Annotated in this window: 18 protein-coding genes; 14 read left to right on the forward strand and 4 right to left on the reverse strand. The window is 35.7% G+C overall.

All coding sequences use genetic code 11. The features are described from left to right. Positions 1-240: 240 nt before the first annotated feature. The 9 genes from ABDJ41_RS21720 to ABDJ41_RS21760 all read left to right on the forward strand — a co-directional run bounded on the left by ABDJ41_RS21720 (position 241) and on the right by ABDJ41_RS21760 (position 8,064). Positions 241-1,101, forward strand: a complete 861-nt coding sequence (locus ABDJ41_RS21720; protein ID WP_349788249.1) for an urea transporter — start codon at positions 241-243, stop codon at positions 1,099-1,101. Positions 1,102-1,285: 184 nt separating this feature from the next. Next, positions 1,286-1,924, forward strand: coding sequence for a GIN domain-containing protein (locus ABDJ41_RS21725; protein WP_349788250.1), 639 nt, complete (start codon positions 1,286-1,288; stop codon positions 1,922-1,924). Positions 1,925-2,182: 258 nt separating this feature from the next. Further along, positions 2,183-3,586: a tetratricopeptide repeat protein gene (locus tag ABDJ41_RS21730; protein ID WP_349788251.1), complete on the forward strand. Its 1,404-nt coding sequence runs from the start codon at positions 2,183-2,185 to the stop codon at positions 3,584-3,586. Between the two features lie 66 nt (positions 3,587-3,652). After that, positions 3,653-4,420, forward strand: a complete 768-nt coding sequence (locus tag ABDJ41_RS21735) for a phosphosulfolactate synthase (protein ID WP_349788252.1) — start codon at positions 3,653-3,655, stop codon at positions 4,418-4,420. 17 nt (positions 4,421-4,437) lie between these two features. Next, positions 4,438-5,181 carry a shikimate dehydrogenase family protein gene (locus ABDJ41_RS21740; RefSeq protein WP_349788253.1) on the forward strand — a complete coding sequence of 248 codons (744 nt, stop codon included), beginning with the start codon at positions 4,438-4,440 and terminating at the stop codon, positions 5,179-5,181. A 1-nt stretch (position 5,182) separates the two neighbouring features. Next, positions 5,183-5,767, forward strand: coding sequence for a gliding motility lipoprotein GldD (gene gldD / locus ABDJ41_RS21745; RefSeq protein ID WP_349788254.1), 585 nt, complete (start codon positions 5,183-5,185; stop codon positions 5,765-5,767). A gap of 22 nt (positions 5,768-5,789) precedes the next feature. Further along, complete coding sequence (locus tag ABDJ41_RS21750; RefSeq protein WP_349788255.1) at positions 5,790-6,428, forward strand: MBL fold metallo-hydrolase; 639 nt, start codon at positions 5,790-5,792, stop codon at positions 6,426-6,428. Positions 6,429-6,446: 18 nt separating this feature from the next. Then, positions 6,447-7,682: an ABC transporter permease gene (locus ABDJ41_RS21755; protein WP_349788257.1), complete on the forward strand. Its 1,236-nt coding sequence runs from the start codon at positions 6,447-6,449 to the stop codon at positions 7,680-7,682. Positions 7,683-7,686: 4 nt separating this feature from the next. Then, entirely contained in the window at positions 7,687-8,064 is a 378-nt protein-coding gene (locus tag ABDJ41_RS21760; RefSeq protein ID WP_349788258.1) for a hypothetical protein, read from the forward strand. Here ABDJ41_RS21760 and ABDJ41_RS21765 read toward each other — a convergent pair. Continuing rightward, the gene (locus ABDJ41_RS21765) at positions 8,061-8,906 is read right to left on the reverse strand and encodes a menaquinone biosynthesis family protein (protein WP_349788259.1); all 846 of its coding nucleotides are present in this window, start codon (positions 8,904-8,906) and stop codon (positions 8,061-8,063) included. The two genes, ABDJ41_RS21760 and ABDJ41_RS21765, sit on opposite strands and share 4 nt — an antisense overlap. 34 nt (positions 8,907-8,940) lie before the next feature. Further along, complete coding sequence (gene mqnB / locus ABDJ41_RS21770) at positions 8,941-9,573, reverse strand: futalosine hydrolase (protein WP_349788260.1); 633 nt, start codon at positions 9,571-9,573, stop codon at positions 8,941-8,943. 89 nt (positions 9,574-9,662) lie between these two features. Here mqnB and ABDJ41_RS21775 point away from each other — a divergent pair, with 89 nt between their 5' ends. The 4 genes from ABDJ41_RS21775 to ABDJ41_RS21790 are packed head-to-tail and all read left to right on the forward strand — an operon-like array spanning position 9,663 to position 15,381. After that, on the forward strand, positions 9,663-10,076 hold the full coding sequence (locus tag ABDJ41_RS21775) for a 6-pyruvoyl trahydropterin synthase family protein (protein WP_349788262.1): 414 nt from the start codon (positions 9,663-9,665) through the stop codon (positions 10,074-10,076). Between the two features lie 9 nt (positions 10,077-10,085). After that, positions 10,086-10,718 carry a GTP cyclohydrolase I FolE gene (gene folE, locus ABDJ41_RS21780; protein WP_349788263.1) on the forward strand — a complete coding sequence of 211 codons (633 nt, stop codon included), beginning with the start codon at positions 10,086-10,088 and terminating at the stop codon, positions 10,716-10,718. Positions 10,719-10,745: 27 nt separating this feature from the next. Continuing rightward, a complete protein-coding gene (gene fabD, locus ABDJ41_RS21785) occupies positions 10,746-11,627 on the forward strand; it encodes an ACP S-malonyltransferase (protein ID WP_349788264.1) in 882 nt (293 codons plus the stop codon). A gap of 31 nt (positions 11,628-11,658) precedes the next feature. Next, the gene (locus tag ABDJ41_RS21790; RefSeq protein WP_349788265.1) at positions 11,659-15,381 is read left to right on the forward strand and encodes an ATP-binding protein; all 3,723 of its coding nucleotides are present in this window, start codon (positions 11,659-11,661) and stop codon (positions 15,379-15,381) included. On the opposite strand, the gene ABDJ41_RS21795 is transcribed toward ABDJ41_RS21790, so the two are convergent. Next, positions 15,373-16,281, reverse strand: coding sequence for a DUF8428 domain-containing protein (locus ABDJ41_RS21795; protein WP_349788267.1), 909 nt, complete (start codon positions 16,279-16,281; stop codon positions 15,373-15,375). The two genes, ABDJ41_RS21790 and ABDJ41_RS21795, sit on opposite strands and share 9 nt — an antisense overlap. Positions 16,282-16,457: 176 nt before the next feature. On the opposite strand from ABDJ41_RS21795, the gene ABDJ41_RS21800 reads away from it, so the two are divergent. Then, entirely contained in the window at positions 16,458-18,059 is a 1,602-nt protein-coding gene (locus tag ABDJ41_RS21800; RefSeq protein ID WP_349788268.1) for a glycoside hydrolase family 10-like protein, read from the forward strand. A 62-nt stretch (positions 18,060-18,121) separates the two neighbouring features. Here the strand turns inward: ABDJ41_RS21800 and ABDJ41_RS21805 are convergent, their stop codons facing one another. Next, a complete protein-coding gene (locus tag ABDJ41_RS21805) occupies positions 18,122-20,986 on the reverse strand; it encodes a M16 family metallopeptidase (RefSeq protein ID WP_349788269.1) in 2,865 nt (954 codons plus the stop codon). Positions 20,987-21,062 lie beyond the last annotated feature (76 nt).

Consider the following 21,062-nt stretch of genomic DNA (forward strand, 5'->3'; position numbering starts at 1 on the left):
GTGATCAAATAAATTAAGCTGTTTTTATTTTTTTAGCTTGTTTATTACAAATTGCTGATCATGAAATTAAAAGATCTATTTGTTATGATCGTTTTTACAGGTTGATGCTTTCTTGTTATTTCAATTTCTTTTTTATAATATTATAGTTTGTTAACCTCTAAAAGGCTCAATTTGCAAAGATGTTTACGCACCAGCCTTTACACAAATTTATACTCGATAAACGTTGAGTGATATAACATAATGATTTATTCTGCCCAAAATCCTTTTGGTATATTTTTGAAACAGGTTTTTAAAGGGCTTGGACAAATAATGCTTCAGGAAAATTCCGTTACCGGCTTCCTCTTTTTGTTAGGGATTTCTTACGGGTCTTTTAATATGGGGCTGGCAGCATTATTGGCATCAGCTTGTGGAACACTCACTGCGAGAAGCCTCAAATACAACAGTAGCGAAATAGACAAAGGACTATATGGTTTTAGTGCAGCACTTACGGGAGTCGCACTTGTTTTGTTTTTAAAACCCATACTTATGACTTGGATATTCATCATCATAGGTTCGATATCAGCTACGGTCATACAGCATTTTTTTATCAAAAGAAATCTCCCGTTATTTACCCTTCCTTTCGTTTTAGTAACCTGGTTACTGCTCTTTTTGTCTCACCATTTTTTACCACAGGTATTGCACCAACTCCCTGAATCTCTTGTTACGGATGATAATCTTTATTTTTTTGCAATAAAGGGATTTGGGCAGGTTATTTTTCAAGATAAATTATTGTGTGGAACCATTTTCTTAATTGCCGTATTTATCAATTCACCTGTTGCGGCATTTTACGGTCTTATGGGTGCTTTTTTAGGAGGGATTTTGGCATTTTGTTTTTCTATTCCGGTTCAGGATATTGGTGCGGGATTATTCAGTTTTAATGCCGTTTTGTGTGCTATTGTATTTGCAAATAAGCGAATTAAAGATGGTTTATGGGCTATAATTGCCGTTCTATTGTCTTTTATTGTCAGCCTGTTTATGTTTCACAACAACTTTATTCAGCTTACATTTCCTTTTGTGGCAGCGTCCTATATCGTTATAAGATTAAAAAACACGCTTGCATAAGAACAAGGGTGAAAATGCATTTGTTACAAATGATGACATTTTTCTGTTGCTGGTTCGTCGAAAAAATTGGGCAGTTGGTCGGGTATTACATTGATGTTGCCTAAAAGGAAAAAAAGAGCTGTAACGTTTTCTGGTTTTGGGCGACTTATATGTAAACAATATAAAAAACTTAAAACTAGAAAATATGAAAACTTCAGTAAAAACATTATTCGCCTCAGCACTTACAGCAATCGTTTTATCAACTTCAGCATTTACTTCAGTAGCTGCAGTTCAAAGTGATAGCTTCTCAGAGTTCTCTACTACAATTGACTTTAACAAAGTAGTAATTACAGGGAATGTAAATGTGGAACTTGTTCAATCAGAAAAACAAAGGGTTGTTATCTATGAAGCTTACAATAAGAATTTAACTACAGTAACACAAAAGGGAGATAAGTTATTTATTAACTCTAAAGAAGATGAGCCGATCCATATTACTGTTTATGTTAAAGATTTACAAAGAATCGATGCAAGTAACCGTGTGTCAGTTATAACAAGAGGTCGTTTTGCATCAAATGTATTGCAGGTATTTCTTCAGGATAAAGCAAAAGCTTATGTGAGTGGAGATATAGGAAGCTTGTATACATTGGTAAAAGATCGTTCGGAACTTAAATTAAAAGGAACGTCAAAAGATCACGTATCTGTTAAAAGTAAAGTAGCTAAATTAAATACGGTACAATTCGCTTCCTTAAAAACAACAGGTACAATTGACGGTGAGGAAAGCGTTCAAGAGTATGCCCTGACAGTTACAAAAGACTCAGTTATAGCAAAAAGCATAAACAGATAAAGTTTACATATTGCGATGAAAAAGCCGGAATACTTGTGTTCCGGCTTTTTCATGACTTGAATTTTACGTGATTTCAGATAATGTTGCATTTCTTTGTAAAATAATTCTGATCATGAACCCGGGGCATTCATAATATAATCAGTTACTTATCCAATAAGTTGTGTGAATGTTGAAAATTATTTAGCACATACCAAGCTTAATTTTGTAAACTTAGGATGTATTTAACAAACGGGGATCTGTTCATTAATTATTCGATACATGGAAGAGGAATTTTACTTTGATTTTAGTGATGATGCGCAACGATCTGTGGAGCGCTACGAAGAGATGATACGCAATCAAGATCAGTACTTTTTTGATGCCCAGGCTTTTGAAAATATTATTGATTATTATATCGAGAAGAGTGATCCTGTAAAGGCCCTTCAAGTTATAGAATACGCGGTTAATCAACACCCCTATGCTGCGGTGTTTTTGGTAAAACAAGCACAGTTGCTCTTTATAACTGATCAGACTGAACGTGCATTTTTAGCTTTACAGAAAGCAGAAATGCTGGAAGCCTCTGAAGCTGAAATATATATCTTAAGGGGGAACATCTATAATAGCCTGGAAAGGTATTCAGAGGCACTGGATAATTTTCAGAAGGCGCTCGAGTTTGCAGAGACTACTGACGAGATTTTGCTGCAGATAGCGTATGTGTACCAGAATATGCTGGATTATGAAAATGCTATCATATATATTAAGCAAAGTCTTGAGCAGAATATGGAAAACAAAGATGGCTTGTATGAGCTTGCATTTTGTTACGATATTTTAGATAAACAGGAAGAAAGCATTAAGTTTTACCAGGAGTATATAGACAATGATCCTTATTCTTATGCAGCCTGGTATAATCTGGCTAATTCTTATCATAAACTGGATCTGTTTGAAAAAGCTATTGATGCTTATGATTATGCTATCCTGATAAAAGATAATTTTGCTTCAGCTTATTATAACAAAGGCAATGCTTTGGTGCAATTGGATCGTTATATGGAGGCAATAGAAGTCTATAAACAAACTTTTGAGTATGAACCGCCAAATGCGGATACTTATTGTGCAATAGGCGAATGTTACGAAAAGCTGGAAAAGATGGACGAAGCTCGTTCTTACTATAAAAAGTCGGTAAAGATGGACTCAAAAATGGCTGATGCCTGGTTTGGAATCGGTGTTACTTTAAATTTTGAAGAACGTTACTTTGAATCTTTACATTTTTATAGAAAAGCTTTGGAGCTGGATGGAGAAAATCCAGACTTTTGGTTTGCTATGGCAGATGCTTATTATAAACTAGGGCAGATCGATGAATCTGTAGAGGCTTACCATAAAGTGCTGGAGTATAATCCTGTTGATGTGGAAGCTTGGCTTGACTTTTCAACAGTATTATATGAACAGGGAAAATTAATTGAAGCGTCAGAAACAATTGCTGAAGCAATTAAGAATAACCCAGATGCTGCTGAACTTTATTACCGTATGGTAGCTTATTTGTTTGCGCTTGGCAAGAAAAATGAAGCTCTTTTATATCTTGAAACTGCATTGGTGACTGATCCGGAAAAGCATTATATTTTGTTTGAGTATTTACCTCAATTGCAAGAGAACAGTTCAATTATTGAGGTTATTAGTAGGTATATTAAATAGTATTGTGCCTTTTTATTAGATAGTATTGATGAAAACTGTCTATTTTTTTTCACCTTTGTGACCTATATGAATTACCCATTGAATAATATACCGGAACGTCCAGTGAAACCACGTAATAAAGGAATTACTATGGTTATGGATAAAGGATTAAGTTTAAGACAAACAGAAGACTTTATAGAAGTTGCCGGAATACATACTGATATTGTAAAATTAGGCTGGTCTACATCTTTTGTGACACCAAACCTAAAACAGAAACTGCAGATCTATAGAGATGCAGGAATTCCAACTTATTTCGGAGGGACTCTTTTTGAAGCTTTTGTAATTCGTAACCAGTTCGACGATTATTGCAGGGTACTTGATGAGTATGGAATGGAGTATGCAGAAGTATCTGATGGATCTATTACCATTGAACATGAGTTGAAATGTGAATATATTCAAAAGTTGGCTAAGCAGGTGACTGTTATTTCAGAAGTGGGATCTAAAGATGCAACGAAAATATTTGCACCTTATAAATGGATTAAACTGATGAATGCTGAAATTGAAGCAGGTTCATGGAAAGTGATTGCTGAGGCTCGTGAGGGAGGTAATGTGGGGATTTACAGAGGTTCTGGAGAAGTCCGTGAAGGACTGGTAGATGAGATCTTAACTCAAATTCCAGAAGAAACAATTATCTGGGAGGCTCCTCAAAAAGAACAGCAGGTGTGGTTTATAAAGCTTTTAGGGGCCAATGTAAATATAGGTAATATTGCTCCAGCGGAAGTAATTCCTTTAGAAACTATACGTCTGGGATTAAGAGGTGATACTTTTGATCATTTTTTGAATCTGGAGAAATAATCGCATTCTTAATAATAATGAGAAAATTCGGCTTAATCGGTTATCCCTTATCACATTCTTTTTCAAAGAAATTCTTTACTGAAAAATTCAGAGATGAACAGATCGATGGATGTGAATATGAACTTTATCCAATTGAAAATATAGATCTTTTTGCAAGTCTTGTAGCTAATGATCAGGAGCTAAAAGGGATTAATATAACGATACCTTATAAAGTTCAGGTGTTACCCTTTTTAGATGAAATGGATGAAGCAGCTAAAGAAATAGGTGCAGTAAACTGTATTTCCATTCAAAAAAATGGTACAGAGCGGAAGCTTATAGGATATAATACTGACGCTTATGGATTTGAGGAGTCCCTTAAACCATTATTAGAAATGCACCATCGTAAAGCCTTGATTTTTGGTGATGGCGGTGCCGCAAAAGCAATTAAGTACGTATTAAATAAGTTGGGGATATCTTTTTTAGTGGTAACCAGAAAACCAAGTCCGGGTAGTATTTTGTATGATGCTGTTGATGAGGCGTTGCTTCTGGAATATACAGTGCTGGTGAATACTACTCCATTGGGTATGTCACCACATATAGATACTTACCCGGATATACCTTATCAATATTTAACTGAAAAACATGTTGGATATGATTTAGTGTACAATCCTGACAGAACTTACTTCTTGAAACAAATAGAAGCTAGGGGCGGAAAAGTAAAAAATGGACTGGAGATGTTGCATTTACAAGCTATACGTTCCTGGGAAATTTGGAATAGATAAAATGAAAAAGTATTTCTTTCTTTTTTTATTCGCGCACTTATTGGTGTTGTCAGCCTGTACTAACAGCAATTATACGCCTAAGCCAAGAGGATATTTTAAGATCGATTTTCCTGCTAAATCTTATCAGACTTTTAACCAGGGGTGTCAATTTTCATTTGAATATCCAAAATATGCAAATCTGGTTGCCGACAATAGTGCAGATACACAGCCCTGTTGGTATAATCTTGCATTCCCGCAGTTTAACGGACGTCTTCATTTAACCTACTACGATATATCTTCTAAAAAGGAATATGAAAATTTGATTGAAGACGCCAGGACATTTGCTTTTAAGCATACGGTGAAAGCAAATGCTATTGATCAAAAGCTGATCAATTACCCGGAAAAGAAAGTGTATGGCGTTTATTATGCAATAGAAGGAAATACCGCGTCATCAGTTCAATTCTTTTTAACAGATAGTACGAAGCATTATTTTAGAGCTGCATTATATTTTAATGAAAAGCCTCAGTATGATTCGATTCAACCAGTGGTAAACTTTATTAAGAAGGACCTTGATCGGATGATCAGTACCTTTAAATGGAAAAACTAATTTTTAAATACAAATACATTTTATGATAAGTATTAAACAGTTCACTTTTAATCCGGTAAGGGAAAACACTTATATCTTGTTTGATGAAACCGCTGAATGTGTAATTATTGATCCGGGAATGTATGATGCTGAAGAGCAGAATGCTGTTGTCAGTTTTATAAAAGAGAAAGGCTTAAAGCCTGTTCTCTTACTGAATACACATTGTCATTATGATCATGTGTTTGGAAATAAGTTTGTGTATGATCAATGGGGATTAAAACCGCAGTTTCATAAAGGAGAGTTGTATGTGTTGCAAGCAATACCGGGATATGTTCCTCAGATGGGGCTTCATTACGAGCTCTCTCCTGAGCCAGAAGTTTTTTTAGCTGAGACTGGTAAGGTTCGTTTTGGCAATAGCGAACTCGAGTTGATTTTTGCACCAGGACATTCTCCTGCGCATTTGTGCTTCTATGCTGCGGCAGATAATTTTTTAATCGGCGGTGATGTTTTATTTTACGGAAGTATAGGGCGCACAGATCTTCCTGGAGGTAGCTATTCACAATTAATCAATAGTATCAAAAATAACTTGTTTATATTGCCTGATGATTGCAAGGTTTATCCCGGTCATGGTCAGTTCACCACTATAGGGTTTGAAAAAGAGCACAATCCTTATTTGCAATAAATTATAAATCACAACGTATTGAATACACCATTTTATATAGCACGCAGGTATCTTTTTGCAAAGAAATCTACCAATGCCATAAATATCATCTCTGCAATTTCTGCAATAGGTGTATTTGTTGGTAGCGCTGCTTTAATTATAATTTTGTCGGTTTTCAATGGTTTTGAGGAAGTAGTTTTAAAAATGTTTAATACCATTACTCCAGAAATTGCTATATCTCCAATACAAGGGAAAACATTTGATCCCAATACAGCTTACTTTAATGAATTGAGAAAGAATAAGGAGGTTCATTCTTTTACGGAAGTTCTCTCCGAAAATGCCTTGCTAAGGTATAATGATAAGCAGTCTGTTGGGTTAGTTAAAGGAGTGAGCACGGATTATTTAAAGAATAAAAGACTGGATAGTATTACTATTGATGGGGAATTTAAACTCGAGAATCGAAGTCAGAACTATGTGGTGATTGGATCTGCTATTCAAACCTTTTTAATGGTGAATACTACTGATCCTTATAATCCTCTGCAGTTTTTCTCTCCCAAAAAGAAGAGTAACAGAGGTGGTTCTATTAATCCGGCTGATGATTTTACTGTTCTTTCTATACCTGTATCGGGTGTTTTTGAAGTTCAGCAAGATTTTGATAACGTCGCTGTAGTTCCTCTAAGATTTGCTCGTAAGCTTTTAGAAGAGCCGGTAAAGGTTTCTTCTATCGAGATCAATCTGAATAAAGGTGTTAATGCGGATAAATTTAAAGCTGCCATTGAAGAGCAGATAGGGAATGAATTTGAAATTAAAGACAGGATTCAGCAAAATAAAGTGCTCTATAATATTTTGGGGAGTGAGAAGTGGGCTGTGTATATCATTCTGACCTTTATTCTCATTATTGCCATTTTTAATATCATAGGGTCTCTTACAATGCTAGTAATAGATAAGCTTAAGGATATTGCTATATTAAGCAGTTTGGGCGCCGGAAAAACGCTTATTAAACGTATTTTCCTTTTCGAAGGAATGATGATTACTATGGCCGGATGTATCTCTGGCTTAACCGTAGGGCTTATCTTTTGTTTGTTACAGCAAAAGTTTGGATGGGTAAAGATGTCACAAGATAACCTTGTTATTACCAATGCTTATCCCGTTGCATTAAAATGGAAAGATTTTCTACTCGTATTTTTAACTGTAAGTATTTTCTCTTTTATGGCATCAGCTTTGTCATCTAATTTGAGCGTAAAGAAGATAAATCATTTAAATCAAGATCTCTAAAATCATGAATATATTTAAAAGTCAATTATTTCTAATAATAGCAATTCTTATTGTTGTATCTGCTTGTAATCGTAAGCCCGCGGAGGTGAAAGATGGGGGGACCAGGATAATGAAAGGGTTATATAGTTATGGGCCCGAACTTAAGTCTTTTACAGAATGCGAAGAAGGTAATGAGTATTGGGTTGCAGACAGTGCCAAGACACTTGAGCTAGCTTATAATAACCTCAATTTTGAGAAACCTTATGAACCAGTTTATATTGAAGTGGAATGTCATGCATTGAAATCTGATAGCTTGAGTATGTCAGCTGATTTTGATTCTACCCTGGTTGTGACTAAGTTGTTAAAAATTACAAAAGAGATTCCAGATGGGCCTTGTAATTAAGCAATAAGATAAATCTTTTGTTTAAGAGGGGAGATTATTCCCTTTTCCTGTGCCATTTTGAACATTACATCTATAGCTTTTCTACCTTCAATGCCTAGTTCAATGCTGTATTGATTGACATATAGGTCGATGTGTTTATACATTACTTCCTCACTCATCTCCTGAGCATGTTGTCTGATGAACTCAAGAGCTGATTTTGGATTAGCGAAAGCGTATTCTACAGACTTTTTAATGAGACGGTTTACCTTTTCTTTAGTTGCCTGGTCAAGACTTCTGTTGATAACAATACCACCTAGAGGGATTGCACATCCAGTTTCCTGCTCCCAGTAATTGCCCAGGTCTATGATTTTATGCAGACCTTTATCCGCATAAGTAAACCTGTTTTCATGGATAATTAATCCAAGATCTATCTTGTCCTCCAGTAAAGCACTTTCTATTTCCGAGAAAATCATTTCCTGCTTATTAGTCAAATGGGGGAATGCTATTCCCATCAGGAAGTTGGCTGTTGTATAACGTCCAGGTATGCCAACTTTTAAAGTCGCATCTAAACTTCCCTTACTTTTAACTAAATTTTCATTGTGGCAAATTAATAATGGACCAACACCAAAGCCTAATGCGCTTCCCGAATCTAATAGTGCATATTGGTCGCAGACATAAGCAAAAGCATGAAAGCTGAGCTTGGTAATGTCTAGTGCCCCTCTCATCGCTTTTTGATTAAGTGTTTCCACATCATCAAAGAAAACTTCGAATTCCAGACCTTCAGTATCAATTTTATGATGTATTAATGCATCAAAGATAAAAGTATCATTAGGGCAGGGAGAAAAGCCAAGACTAAGTTTCATGTTGTAAAGTTACGGACTAAGCAAAGATGCTTGGTTATGTATTTGTCAAAAATCTAATGGCCCATTCATTAAGACTTTTTATTGCGGGACCTATTTGCCAGTGCTCTTTATTTCGTGGTTCTACATAATTTGAGATGCTTCGAACCTGCAGGCAGGGCAATGATTCTTTTTCACAACAATAAAGAACAGCGGCTCCTTCCATGCTTTCAACGACCGGATTGCATTGTTCAATCACCTTAGAAATACTGATTTTTTCTCCATGTACACGATTCACAGTTATTCCATGTACTTTAGGTAGTTTATCTATTTCGTTATTTAGCAGGTTGTTTCTTGCATCAAATCTGGCTTTTCCGAAACCTAGCTGATCAATACTTAGAAAGGTATCTCCATTTTCTGCACCTAGTTCCGAAAACTCGTCAGATGTTACATTTACAACAGTTGTTAAGGGAATTTTTGTATCAAAAGAACCTGCAATGCCCAAATTTAGGATAAGCTTGTAGGCTGCAGATAAATGTTTGCCTAAGGCATACGCTGTAGCTGCCATTCCGACTCCTGTAATTAACAGGTCGAACTCTTTTGTCTTTACAAAGTCTTGTTCGGGTAACTGGAAATGTGTGGCCAGTAAAGCTATTTCTGACCTTGTGGCAGCGACTAAAAGAATTTTCATTGGCATACAAATTTCATGATAGCTAAGTTAGATAATTAACCTTTCTACTTTAACCTTTCTGCGTATATTTGTCAATAATATAAGAGACAATGATTTATATAACCAGAAAAGCATCATTTAACGCAGCACATAAATTGTCCAGGCCAGACTGGACTGAAGATAAGAACGCTGAGGTTTTTGGCAAATGTGCCAATCCAAACTGGCATGGTCACAATTACCAGCTTTATGTGACAGTTAAAGGTGAAATTAACCCTGAGACAGGTTTTTTAGTAGATTTAAAATGGCTTAAAGATATCACAAATACTTATGTAGTTGATAAAATTGATCATAGAAACCTGAATCTTGATGTTGATTTTATGCAGGGCAAGTTGGCCTCAACAGAAAACCTGGCTATTGCCATTTGGGAGCAATTGGTGGATTTGATTGCAGCTGCGGGAGCACAATTGCATAGCATAAAAATTTACGAGACCGAAAATAATTTTGTTGAATATTTCGGTCAATAACTGTTCATAATGAATTATACAAATCATTTAGATGAGGAAGAAGATAACGGATACATTAAGATAGACCGTTATAATGAGGGTAAAATAGCTGCTGTAGCAGATCATTATAAAGATATTTTAGGGCAATTAGGAGAAGACCCAAGTCGTGAAGGTTTGATAAAAACTCCAGAACGTGTCGCTAAAGCTTTACAATATCTTACACATGGCTATGACCTTAATCCGTCTGAGATATTGCGTTCAGCGATGTTTAAAGAAGATTATAGCCAAATGGTAGTGGTTAAGGATATAGAGGTTTTCTCTATGTGTGAACATCATATGCTTCCTTTTTTTGGAAAGGCACACGTTGCCTATATTCCAAATGGCCATATCGTTGGATTAAGTAAAATACCTCGTATTGTTGATGCTTTTGCTCGCAGATTACAAGTTCAGGAGCGTTTAACTAATGAGATTAGGGATTGTATCCAGGATACTTTATTGCCCGCTGGTGTAGCAGTAGTTATTGAATGTAAGCACTTGTGCATGGCAATGAGGGGTATACAAAAACAAAATTCGGTAACTACTACCTCAGCTTTTACGGGTGAGTTTGCAAAAGATAAAACCAGAGCGGAGTTTTTAAGATTAATAACAGCAAACCTGCATTAATAAGAATCAGGGTAAAATTATAAATAAATGAAAGCATATATATTTCCAGGACAAGGTGCGCAATTCTCAGGGATGGGAAAAGAGCTTTATGAAAATGAAGAAGCAAAACGGCTATTTGAGCAGGCTAATGAAATTATCGGTTTTCGCATCAGCGATATTATGTTCGCGGGTACTGATGAAGAATTGAAAGAAACAAAAGTTACACAGCCTGCTATATTTTTACACTCAGTAATTTTGGCTAAAACATTAGGAGCAAATTTTAAACCTGATATGGTTGCCGGTCACTCTTTAGGCGAATTTTCTGCATTAGTTGCTGCTTCGGCATTATCCTTTGAAGATGGATTGAGATTAGTAATAACCCGTGCTAATGCGATGCAACGTGCATGTGAACTTCAGCCATCAACAATGGCGGCAATTCTTGGACTTGCTGATGATGTGGTAGAAAATATTTGTGCTGGCATTGATGAAGTTGTTGTGGCTGCCAATTATAATTGTCCTGGACAAATTGTAATTTCTGGTACCATTGAAGGTGTTGATATTGCCTGTCAGAAACTAACAGAAGCAGGAGCAAGACGCGCATTGAAACTAAATGTAGGCGGAGCCTTCCATTCACCATTAATGGAGCCAGCAAGATTAGAATTACAAGAAGCAATAGAAAAAGTTGTAGTGTTGCCTCCAGTATGTCCAATTTATCAGAATGTAGATCCTGTACCAAATACAGATCCTGAAAAAATTAAAGCAAATCTAATTACCCAATTAACAGGTGCAGTGAAGTGGACACAGACTATAGAGCAAATGATTGCTGATGGTGCTGATGACTTTGTTGAAGTTGGCCCGGGAAATGTATTACAAGGATTAGTGAAGAAGGTTAACAGAGCTATTCAGACTAGTTCTGCAACAATTGTATAAATTGTAATAAATATTTAATGATAGAACAAGCGTGAGTATAAGAGGTAAAATAAGATTTCTTTTATTAGTACTGGGCGCTTGTTGTATCATTACAGCATTATCGTTAAAGCACTCTATAACAAAAAAGGAGCTGCTTCGTTATGATGCAATTAAGCTACAGAAAAACCTTAATGTCAAGGAGAAAGCTGTATATGATTTTCTCGCAGATAGTTTACAGGTAGAGCGAGCTAAAAATTTTGCTCAGAATGAGCAGGGAAGTGCAGATTTCATAAAAAAATATTCCAGTCAAGGCATAAATATTCTGGTTTATAAGGACGACGAGCTTAGATTCTGGAGTTCATTTAACACATTTCCTACTGATCTTGAATCGGTCGCTGAGGGAGCTTCTTTTATTGAACTCCGTAATGGATATTATGAACTCATTAAGAAAGCTTCTGGTAATCATACGTTTGTCTTTCTGATTGAAGTGAAAAGAAGGTTTGATATTCAGAATCACTATCTCGAAAATAACTTTTCCCCATTTCTTTCTACTTCAAATTCTCTTTTGCTAGCAACCTATTCAGATCTTGAAGTATATGGTATTAAAAGTATTAAGGGAGAACCTCTTTTTGAAGTTAAATTAAAGCAAGGCTATACAAAGAATATTTACAGCACAATAGAAGTCTGGCTTTGGGTCGTCGGACTTTTTAGTTTCTGTTTATTTGTTAACTCCTTTTGTGCTTGGTTGGTAAGAAGAGGGTATTTAATAGCAGGAACTTTTCTGTTGATGATCTTCTTTTTGGCTGTTAGGATTAGTGACCTGGAATATGGTTGGTTTAACAACCAGTTTAATCTTCAGATATTTAGCCCAACGATTTTTGGAGAAAGCTTTTTTCTTCCTTCCTTAGGAGATTTTTTACTCAATGTGATTTGCTTAACCTGGGTGGTATTATTTGTTTATTCTTATAAGGATAAATATCAGGTGCCAATATGGCTGACAAAAAGTAAAATTTATGGATTGGCTTTTCATCTTTTATTGCTGATTACTTTTTCGGCATTGGCTTTTTTATTTGACCAGGTGTTTTTGGGGTTGATTATCAATTCAAAAATTAATTTTAATATCACCAACATCATCAATTTAAGTTTAATTAGTTGGGTCTGCATCGTAATCTTATGCCTGGTATGGTTTAATGTTTATTTGGTGGGAAATATTATGATGGAGCAAACGCTTCAGACTAAGGTAACCAACAAAGAACGCTTAGTATTATTTCTTGCCGTTTTTTTTGTGTATTTAATATACCGTCTGGCAACTGGATTCAGTATTTTCTTTATTGCATACGCCCTGTTTATATTCATAATGGGCTGGAATATTTATATCAGAAATAACAAGTTTTCAATAGGCATATTTGCTGCTCTGTTTTTCTGTCTGGCTTTTATAACGTCTATTAAATACCTCAGATTTACTGAAGTTAAGGAAAAGAGTAAAAGACATACAATTGCCCAAAAGTTGAGTTCTGCAGATGACCCAAAAATTATCAATTCTATTCAGAACCTGGAAAAGGCAGTGTCAACAGATGCTTTTATTGCTGAATACTTTAAAAGGCCGGTGTTAAATGGAACCTTTGATTTAGAAAAACATGTTAATAGAATTCTACTTGACAGCTACTTGACTCAATATGAATATAATCTTTATGAGTACAATGGACAGGACTCTGCTATATCTAATAAAGGGGCAATTCCATTAAGCTATTACAAGAGTTTGGTAAGGTCCGGTTCTGTAAAGGTCCCTGAATCTAAATCGTTTTATAGGCTCAATTATACGTTTGGTTATCAGAATTATTTTGGAATGATTCCCATTTTTGTTGATAACCGTATACTTGGTACATTAGTTATAGATCTTAAATCCCCACAATACAATTACAATAGCCAGCTGCCGGAAATTCTGGTTGATGGGAAAGTAAAAGTTGAAGAAGATTATAGTAACTATTCCTTTGCTTTTTATAATTCAGGTAAGTTGATTAATCAATCTGGAAAGTATACTTATAAACTTTCAAATACTGAGTTTAAGGGACAGGTTGGAAAGAGTGTTATTGTTAATGATACGTTGAATTACACACACTTGGTATATATGCCAGCTAGTTCAAAAGTTATTGTAATTAGTAAAGAGAAGGTTTCCTATGTGGTAAGACTGGCTACGTTATCTTTCTTCTTCCTGGTTTTTATTATTTTTTCAGTATTGCTGTATGCTCTAATATGGCTTGTTAAGAATATAGATCAGAGTTGGGGAGGTTGGTTTAATATCAACCGTTCGCTAATGATCAATGCAAATAAAATCCTTTACAAGACAAGGATTCAATTCTCTATTGTGCTTTCTGTGGTTGCAACCTTACTCATTGTGGGGTGGACAACTTATTTTTATATAAGGGATGAGTATAGAAGACAGCAGGAAAGCTTTATTAAGGAAAAGATACGGAAAGTGCAGCTTTCTTATGAAAAGCAAGTCTTTAGTACGGGAGGAATCCCCGAAGTAACAGTTCAGAGTAATGCAGATTTTAATCAGTTTGCTAATATAAATGCCACCTTTTTAAATCTGTTTGACACAAATGGGAATTTACGATTTACATCACTTCCTAAGATATATGATTTTAATATCATTGGTAGAAAAATGGAGGCCAGTGCATATATATATCTTAAATTGCGGCAGGTATCGGAGTTTATTAATCCAAATGAACAGATCGGAGATTTTAAATACGCATCTGCTTACGCACCAATAAGAGATGCCCAAAATAAGACAATTGCTTATATTGGGTTACCATATTATGGCAATGAGGCTGATTATAATGCTAAAATTGGCTTGTTTATTAATACCCTTATCAATATCTATGCATTGGTATTTGTAGCCATAGGAATATTAGCCGTTTTCCTGGCAAATCAGATTACAAGTCCGCTTACATTTATACAAGACAGTATCCGTAAGACTAAGCTTGGGCAAATAAATAAACCTATTCAATGGTCTCGACATGATGAAATTGGCTCCCTAATTAAGGAGTACAACAAAATGATTGCTGCACTTGAAGAAAGTGCGGTTAAGCTTGCTCGTTCTGAAAGAGAGAGTGCATGGCGAGAGATGGCTAAACAGGTAGCTCATGAAATTAAAAATCCTTTAACACCGCTAAAGCTTGGGGTTCAATTGTTGGAAAAATCCTGGAAAGAGAAGGATGTTAATTTTGAAAAGAAGTTTGAAAGATTTAATAAGTCTTTTATTGAACAGATTGATAGTCTGTCAACAATAGCATCCGAGTTTTCGAACTTTGCAAAGATGCCAGATACAAAGCTTGAAAAGCTTAGGCTTTTACCTATTATAGAACAGGCCAGAAATATCTTTACAAATACGGAGGATGCTGAAATTACTATTTTTAACAATACAAATGTAGATGTATTTGTTCTGGGGGATAAAGATCAATTACTTAGAACCTTTAACAATCTACTTAAAAATGGAATTGAGGCAGGTGCTGTCAATGGCAAGTGTGTTATAAAAATCCAGATTTTTAATGATGAATCGTATGTTTTTATTGAGGTGAAAGACAATGGTAATGGTATAGATCCTCATCTGCAGGATAAGATATTTGTTCCTAATTTTACAACTAAGTCATCTGGAACGGGACTGGGGCTTGCCTTTGTTAAACAAGCTGTTGAAAATGCTGGAGGTAGTGTTGACTTTAGATCTGTATCTGCTAAAGGAACTACTTTTTACCTTAGTTTCCCTTTATCTTAAAGTTGTTGACGCTTTACCCATTGTAAAGCCATCTGCATAAAGGATGATTGAGTAGTCTCCACTTATAAAGGGATTAGGGTTTACCCAATCCATGGTATAGGTCAAGTTGTCCTCATTGTATAAAATTGTGGTCGAGGAGGTATACTGCATTTCCTGGCCGTCAGCCTCAAACATATTATCCTCATCTGCAATTAGATTGCCTGCAGGATCAAAAATGCGTAGATATATTTTATGATAGCTTTTTTCTGCGAGAGGATTTGGAACGATATTGAATTTAACACTTAACTTCTTTGCGGTGCTCGCACGTGTTACTTCAATGTTTTTTCCACTGCTTTTAACTCTATAGGCAAAGATCTGAACGTTCCCTGCTTTTAAGGACGCGCTTGTTTTAACTTTAGCAGTAAGTTCAGCATTTTTCATAGCTAGTTTGTTAGCTTTGATACTTTCTGAGTTGGCAAATTCCTGTAGATTGTCGCGTTGGGTCTTGAGTGATATGTTTTCCTTTTTTAAATGAGAAATCTGTTCATTATGCATTTTAACAAATTGCCTCAGTTCTCGAATCTCCCTTTGCGCATTATCTAAAATCCTTTTATTAATTGCCCCTTTTTCCAAAGCGAGTTTGAGCTCTGCGATTTTTCTTCTTGCAGAGGATTGTTCATTTTGAAGTTTTTCTGTCAATACCATATTCAGGTTGTTTGACTTGTCTAATTCAAATTCAATTTTTTCTACTTCAAGTTTTAGCCTGTCTTTTTCTGTATTTATAGATACAAAGCGCTCACTTTGGCGTTCATCTTTTATATACAAATAAGCATTGATGCCTAGTAAAGCTGCTATTACAAAAATCAAAAAATAGATTTTGTTACGGTCGCCTTTATTTACAATATCATTTTGGTCTGACATTCTTTAGTTTTAATACTTAGTAAAAAAGGAATAGCTTATATGCAGAGTTAGGTAAAAAAACACTCAATTTGTATGACAGATAAAAAAAAATCGTTTAATTGCTTAGATCAGTTATCTAACTGTATACTGAACACAACAAAAAGAAACCTATTTTATATCACATCTAATCATTAAAAATGTTTAAAATAATAATCTATGCACTATTATCAATAACAATAACCCCTATTTCCCTAATAGCACAGACACTATCAAAAATTGCTCCAAAAAGAGAATTTAGAGGAGTTTGGGTTGCAACGGTTGCAAATATTGACTGGCCGTCAAAGCCAGGGCTTAGTATTGATCAACAAAAACAGGAATTAATAGGTTTGATGGAGATGCATAAGGCTAATGGTATGAATGCTATTGTACTTCAGGTAAGACCTGCTGCAGATGCATTTTATTCAAAATCAAGAGAGCCTTGGAGTCAATGGCTAATGGGTAAACAAGGTTTGGCTCCATCGCCAGGTTATGACCCCCTTTCATTTGCTATTAAAGAAGCTCATTCCAGAGGTATGGAGCTTCATGCATGGTTTAATCCTTATAGAGCGACGATGAGTGCAAATACAGTCGTAAGTGCAGACCACATGACCAAGAAAAGACCCGACTTGTTTTTTGTGTATGGAGGTAAGAAGCAATTTGATCCGGGAATTCCAGAAGTTAGGGAATACATTGTACAAGTAATTCTTGATGTGGTAAAGGGGTATGATATTGATGGTATTCATTTTGATGATTATTTTTATCCATATAAAATAGCCGGACAAACCATTAATGATGCAGCAACATTTCGAAAGTATTCAAATGGTTTTACTGATATATCTGATTGGAGAAGAAATAATGTTGATCTCCTAATTAAACAATTAGATGATAGTATTCATCATTATAAGAAGTATGTAAAGTTTGGAATAAGCCCTTTTGGTATCTGGAAGAATATTTCTGAAGACAGTTTGGGTTCTGCAACAAATGGTTTATCAAATTACTCAGAACTATATGCAGATTCCCGGAAATGGGTAGAGGAAGGCTGGATTGATTATATCAATCCGCAGATTTATTTCAGTTTTACGCGCAAAGCTGCACCATTTGGAACCTTAGTTGATTGGTGGAGTAATAATAGCTTTAACAGGCATGTTTATGTTGGACACGGTGCTTACCTGATGCATAATGGGACTACCAGAAAAGAAGCTGCATGGGCATTTCCTCATCAGATCCCAAATCAGATTAAGTATATCAGGAATAGTAACCGAATACAGGGAAGTGTATTCTTTAGCTCTAAGTCTTTCACGAATGTTGCAAGAGGGTTGAGTGACTCTTTAAGAAATAATTTATATAAATATCCTGCTTTGCCACCTCAAATGCCTTGGTTGGATGATATTGTGCCTAATCAGCCTCAGAACCTTTCTGCTGAAGCTAAAAAGGATGGGGTTCATTTAAAATGGGAAAAACCATTAAAAGCCTCTGATGGAGAGACTGCTTCAGGTTATGTGATCTACCGTTTTATTGAAGGAGAGAGGATAGAGGTTTTAGATGCAAGAAATATTATTAAAATAAGCTTTGAGGATTTTCACCAGTTTATTGATACAAATGTCGAGAAAGGAAAACGTTATAATTATCTGGTTACCGCATTAGATAGACTTAAAAATGAAAGTGAGCCATCAGGCCCTGTAGGAATTGAAGCGCAGGATTTAGCAAGCACAGAAGGCGTTGGGATGGTTTTAGATCAGGGAATAGAGAATAAAGAGTAAGGAGAGGGCAACCGATAAAAAGGAGGACAGATTTTTAATCTGCGCTCCTTTTTTTAATCCACTTATTTCTGGGGCATTAATACTAATCTGATGTAATTATTATCACTTAAGAATTTCTGTGCTACAATCTTGGAGGTTTCAACAGTAACTTTGTTTAGCCTCTCTATAGTGCCTAAAATTTGTTCTAAATCATCTCCATACTTTTCACGATTAATAAGGTAATTTAGCCAGAAGCTATTGTTACGTAAGCTAAGTTCTTGCTGACGTTGTTCCTCAGATTTAAATTTCATAATGTCATCGCTGGTAGCACCATTGTCTTTAATATGCTGAACCTCATCGAGAGTCGCTGTTATTAACTTTTCAACGTTTGCAGTTGCACAACTGAAAGAAATCGTAAAGTAATAATGGGCTGTTGGATACTTGCTAACGCTTAATTCGACATTCGGGCTATAAACTCCACTTTCCTTTTCACGTAATCGTTCCAGAATTTTATTCTCCAGGGCAGCTTTTAGTGCGTCTAGTTGAATATTGGTATCAACACTGTAGTCATAATCGCCGTGAATATATAGTTGCACAGAGGCCTTGTCTTCAAGTCCTTTGTAAACTGTTTTACTAACTTTCCCTTTTGGAGGGTATATGCCATTGTCAACAAAGTTTTGTTTTTTGTTCAATGCAGGTAGACTTGCAATATATGTTTCTATAAGCGGCTTAATAGTTTCAATATTGAAAGAACCAACAATTACAAATGTTTGCTCGCTATTGTCTGCAAAGCGATCTTTATAAAAACTATAAGCTTCATCTAATGATATTTTACCCAGATCTGCAATTGTAGTAGGCATAGCGCGTTTATGATAAGAAGAAAGTACAGCCTCTACAGTATCACCAAAAACACTTTCTGGATTAGCACTTTTGTTTTCAAGCGTTACTCTAAAATCGCTAATGTTCTTGTTGAAGATTTCTACATCTTTCCGCGGATTTGTTGCATAGGCATAAACCATTTGAAAGGCTGTTTCAATATCTTTAGGTGCGGCACTTCCGTTGTAGCCTTGGTAAAGGCTATTTACATAAGCTCCAGCTCTTCCGGTATTTCCTGCAAGAAGTTTATTCAATTGAGTAGGATTGAAATCACCAACACCACTGGCAGGAATTAGGCTCACTGCGTTTGCTGATTGTAAATTGGCATCGGTAGCAAGAGAGGTTCCGCCTTTAGAGAATGAGTTGAAAATAATCTGGTCATTTTTGAAATCAGTTGGTTTAAGTAACACCTTAATGCCATTGCTTAGAGTAAGGGTCGTAACACCTACTTTCTCATTCTTTTGTTCTGAAATAATCTTTCCGGCAACTGGTTTTTTATCTAACAATGGTTTGTTAATCGAATTGTCAACATAAGCCGTTACATTGTTCGATGCATTTTTTAATGCAGCTAACAATTGAGCTTCAGTCGGAAGATTTGCTTTTTCCTTTTCAGGTGCCTGAATAAGAATGATCTGATTGTCTTTCGTAATCAGTGTTTTCGCTATTGCATTCACCTCTGCAAGCGTGATTTCAGACAATAATTTGTTTGTTAATTCATAAGAATACTCAGTCGATGGGATGCTGGTTCCTGAAAGGAAGTGATTTAGATATCTTTTAACAAGGGAAGCCGAAGCTGTTTTGTCCTTTTCTTTTAACCTGATTTCGTTTCCTGCAGCAATGTTTTTCTTAGTGACATCTAATTCAGACTGAGTAAAGCCATATTTATTCATACGTTCATTTTCTGCAAGAACAGCTGTAAAAGCTTTTTCTAAAGTAGCACCTGAAGAAGAGACAGCAACAGATTGAAATGCATTAAGGTTAGGTACCAGGCCTCCCTGGTATGCACCAAATGCGCTTTGCGCTTGTATAAAAGGTGCATTGCCTTTTTGCATGATTTCTTGAATTCTAGCACCTAGCATACTGTTAATCATACCATGAATCATGCTCCTTTTATAATCGGCAGTTGTTTTTAAAACATTTCCACGTTGTTTATACATGATTTGGGCCACATTGTATTGCTGCTCAGGATCTGTAATGATTTTTACAAGTGGCTTAACGTTATCTGGTAAATCATAGCTTAAACGCTGACGTGGATTTGGAGGGTTAGTCAGGGCAGAGAAGTTTTCTTTAATTAACTGTTCAACTTCATTTACATCGAAATCACCAACAGCAATTACTGCCTGTAAGTTTGGTCTGTACCAGTCTTTGTAAAAGTTTCTGATTTTATCATATGTAAAACTATTCAGAATATCAACTTTTCCGATAGGCAGACGATCAGCATAATGCGAGCCCTTCAATAATACAGGTAGCAACTGTTTACTCATACGGTCCTGAGCATTTTTTCCGCGCTGACGGTCTTCCTCAACAATTACTCCACGCTCTTTATCAATTTCACTACCTTCCATAATAATTTTACCTGCCCAATTGGCCAGAATTTTAAATCCGGTTTTAAAAACAGCAGTACTATCTGTTGGGATAGGTAATTGATAAACGGTCTGATCAAAACTGGTATAGGCATTTAAGTCTGCACCAAAACGTACACCCGCTTTTTGCAGGTAATTAATCATTTCATTTTTTGGAAAATCTTTTGTTCCATTAAAAGCCATATGCTCAGTGAAATGGGCTAATCCTTGCTGATTGTCATCTTCCATTAACGAACCAATACGTGTTGCCAGGTATAATTCAGCTCTGTTTTTGGGCTCAGAATTTTTTCGGATATAATAAGTAAGTCCATTTGATAGTTTACCTATCTTAACATTTGGATCATTTGGGATGAGGGGTGATGGAGTTTTTTTTGCACTACTTACAGCTTGTTTTTTAACTGTTATAGTCTTTTTTTGAGCATATGCAGGCACATTTGCCACAAAAAGTACTGAGAGTCCAATGCTAAGGACGCTAAGATATTTTTTCATGAATTTAAGTTTAGGATCAAACCTACGAAGGACGAAAAATAGTTGGGTAAAATTTAACATAATTTAACAGTAGTAT

The sequence above is a fragment of the Pedobacter sp. ASV1-7 genome, assembly GCF_040203335.1.
Taxonomy (GTDB): Bacteria; Bacteroidota; Bacteroidia; order Sphingobacteriales; family Sphingobacteriaceae; genus Pedobacter.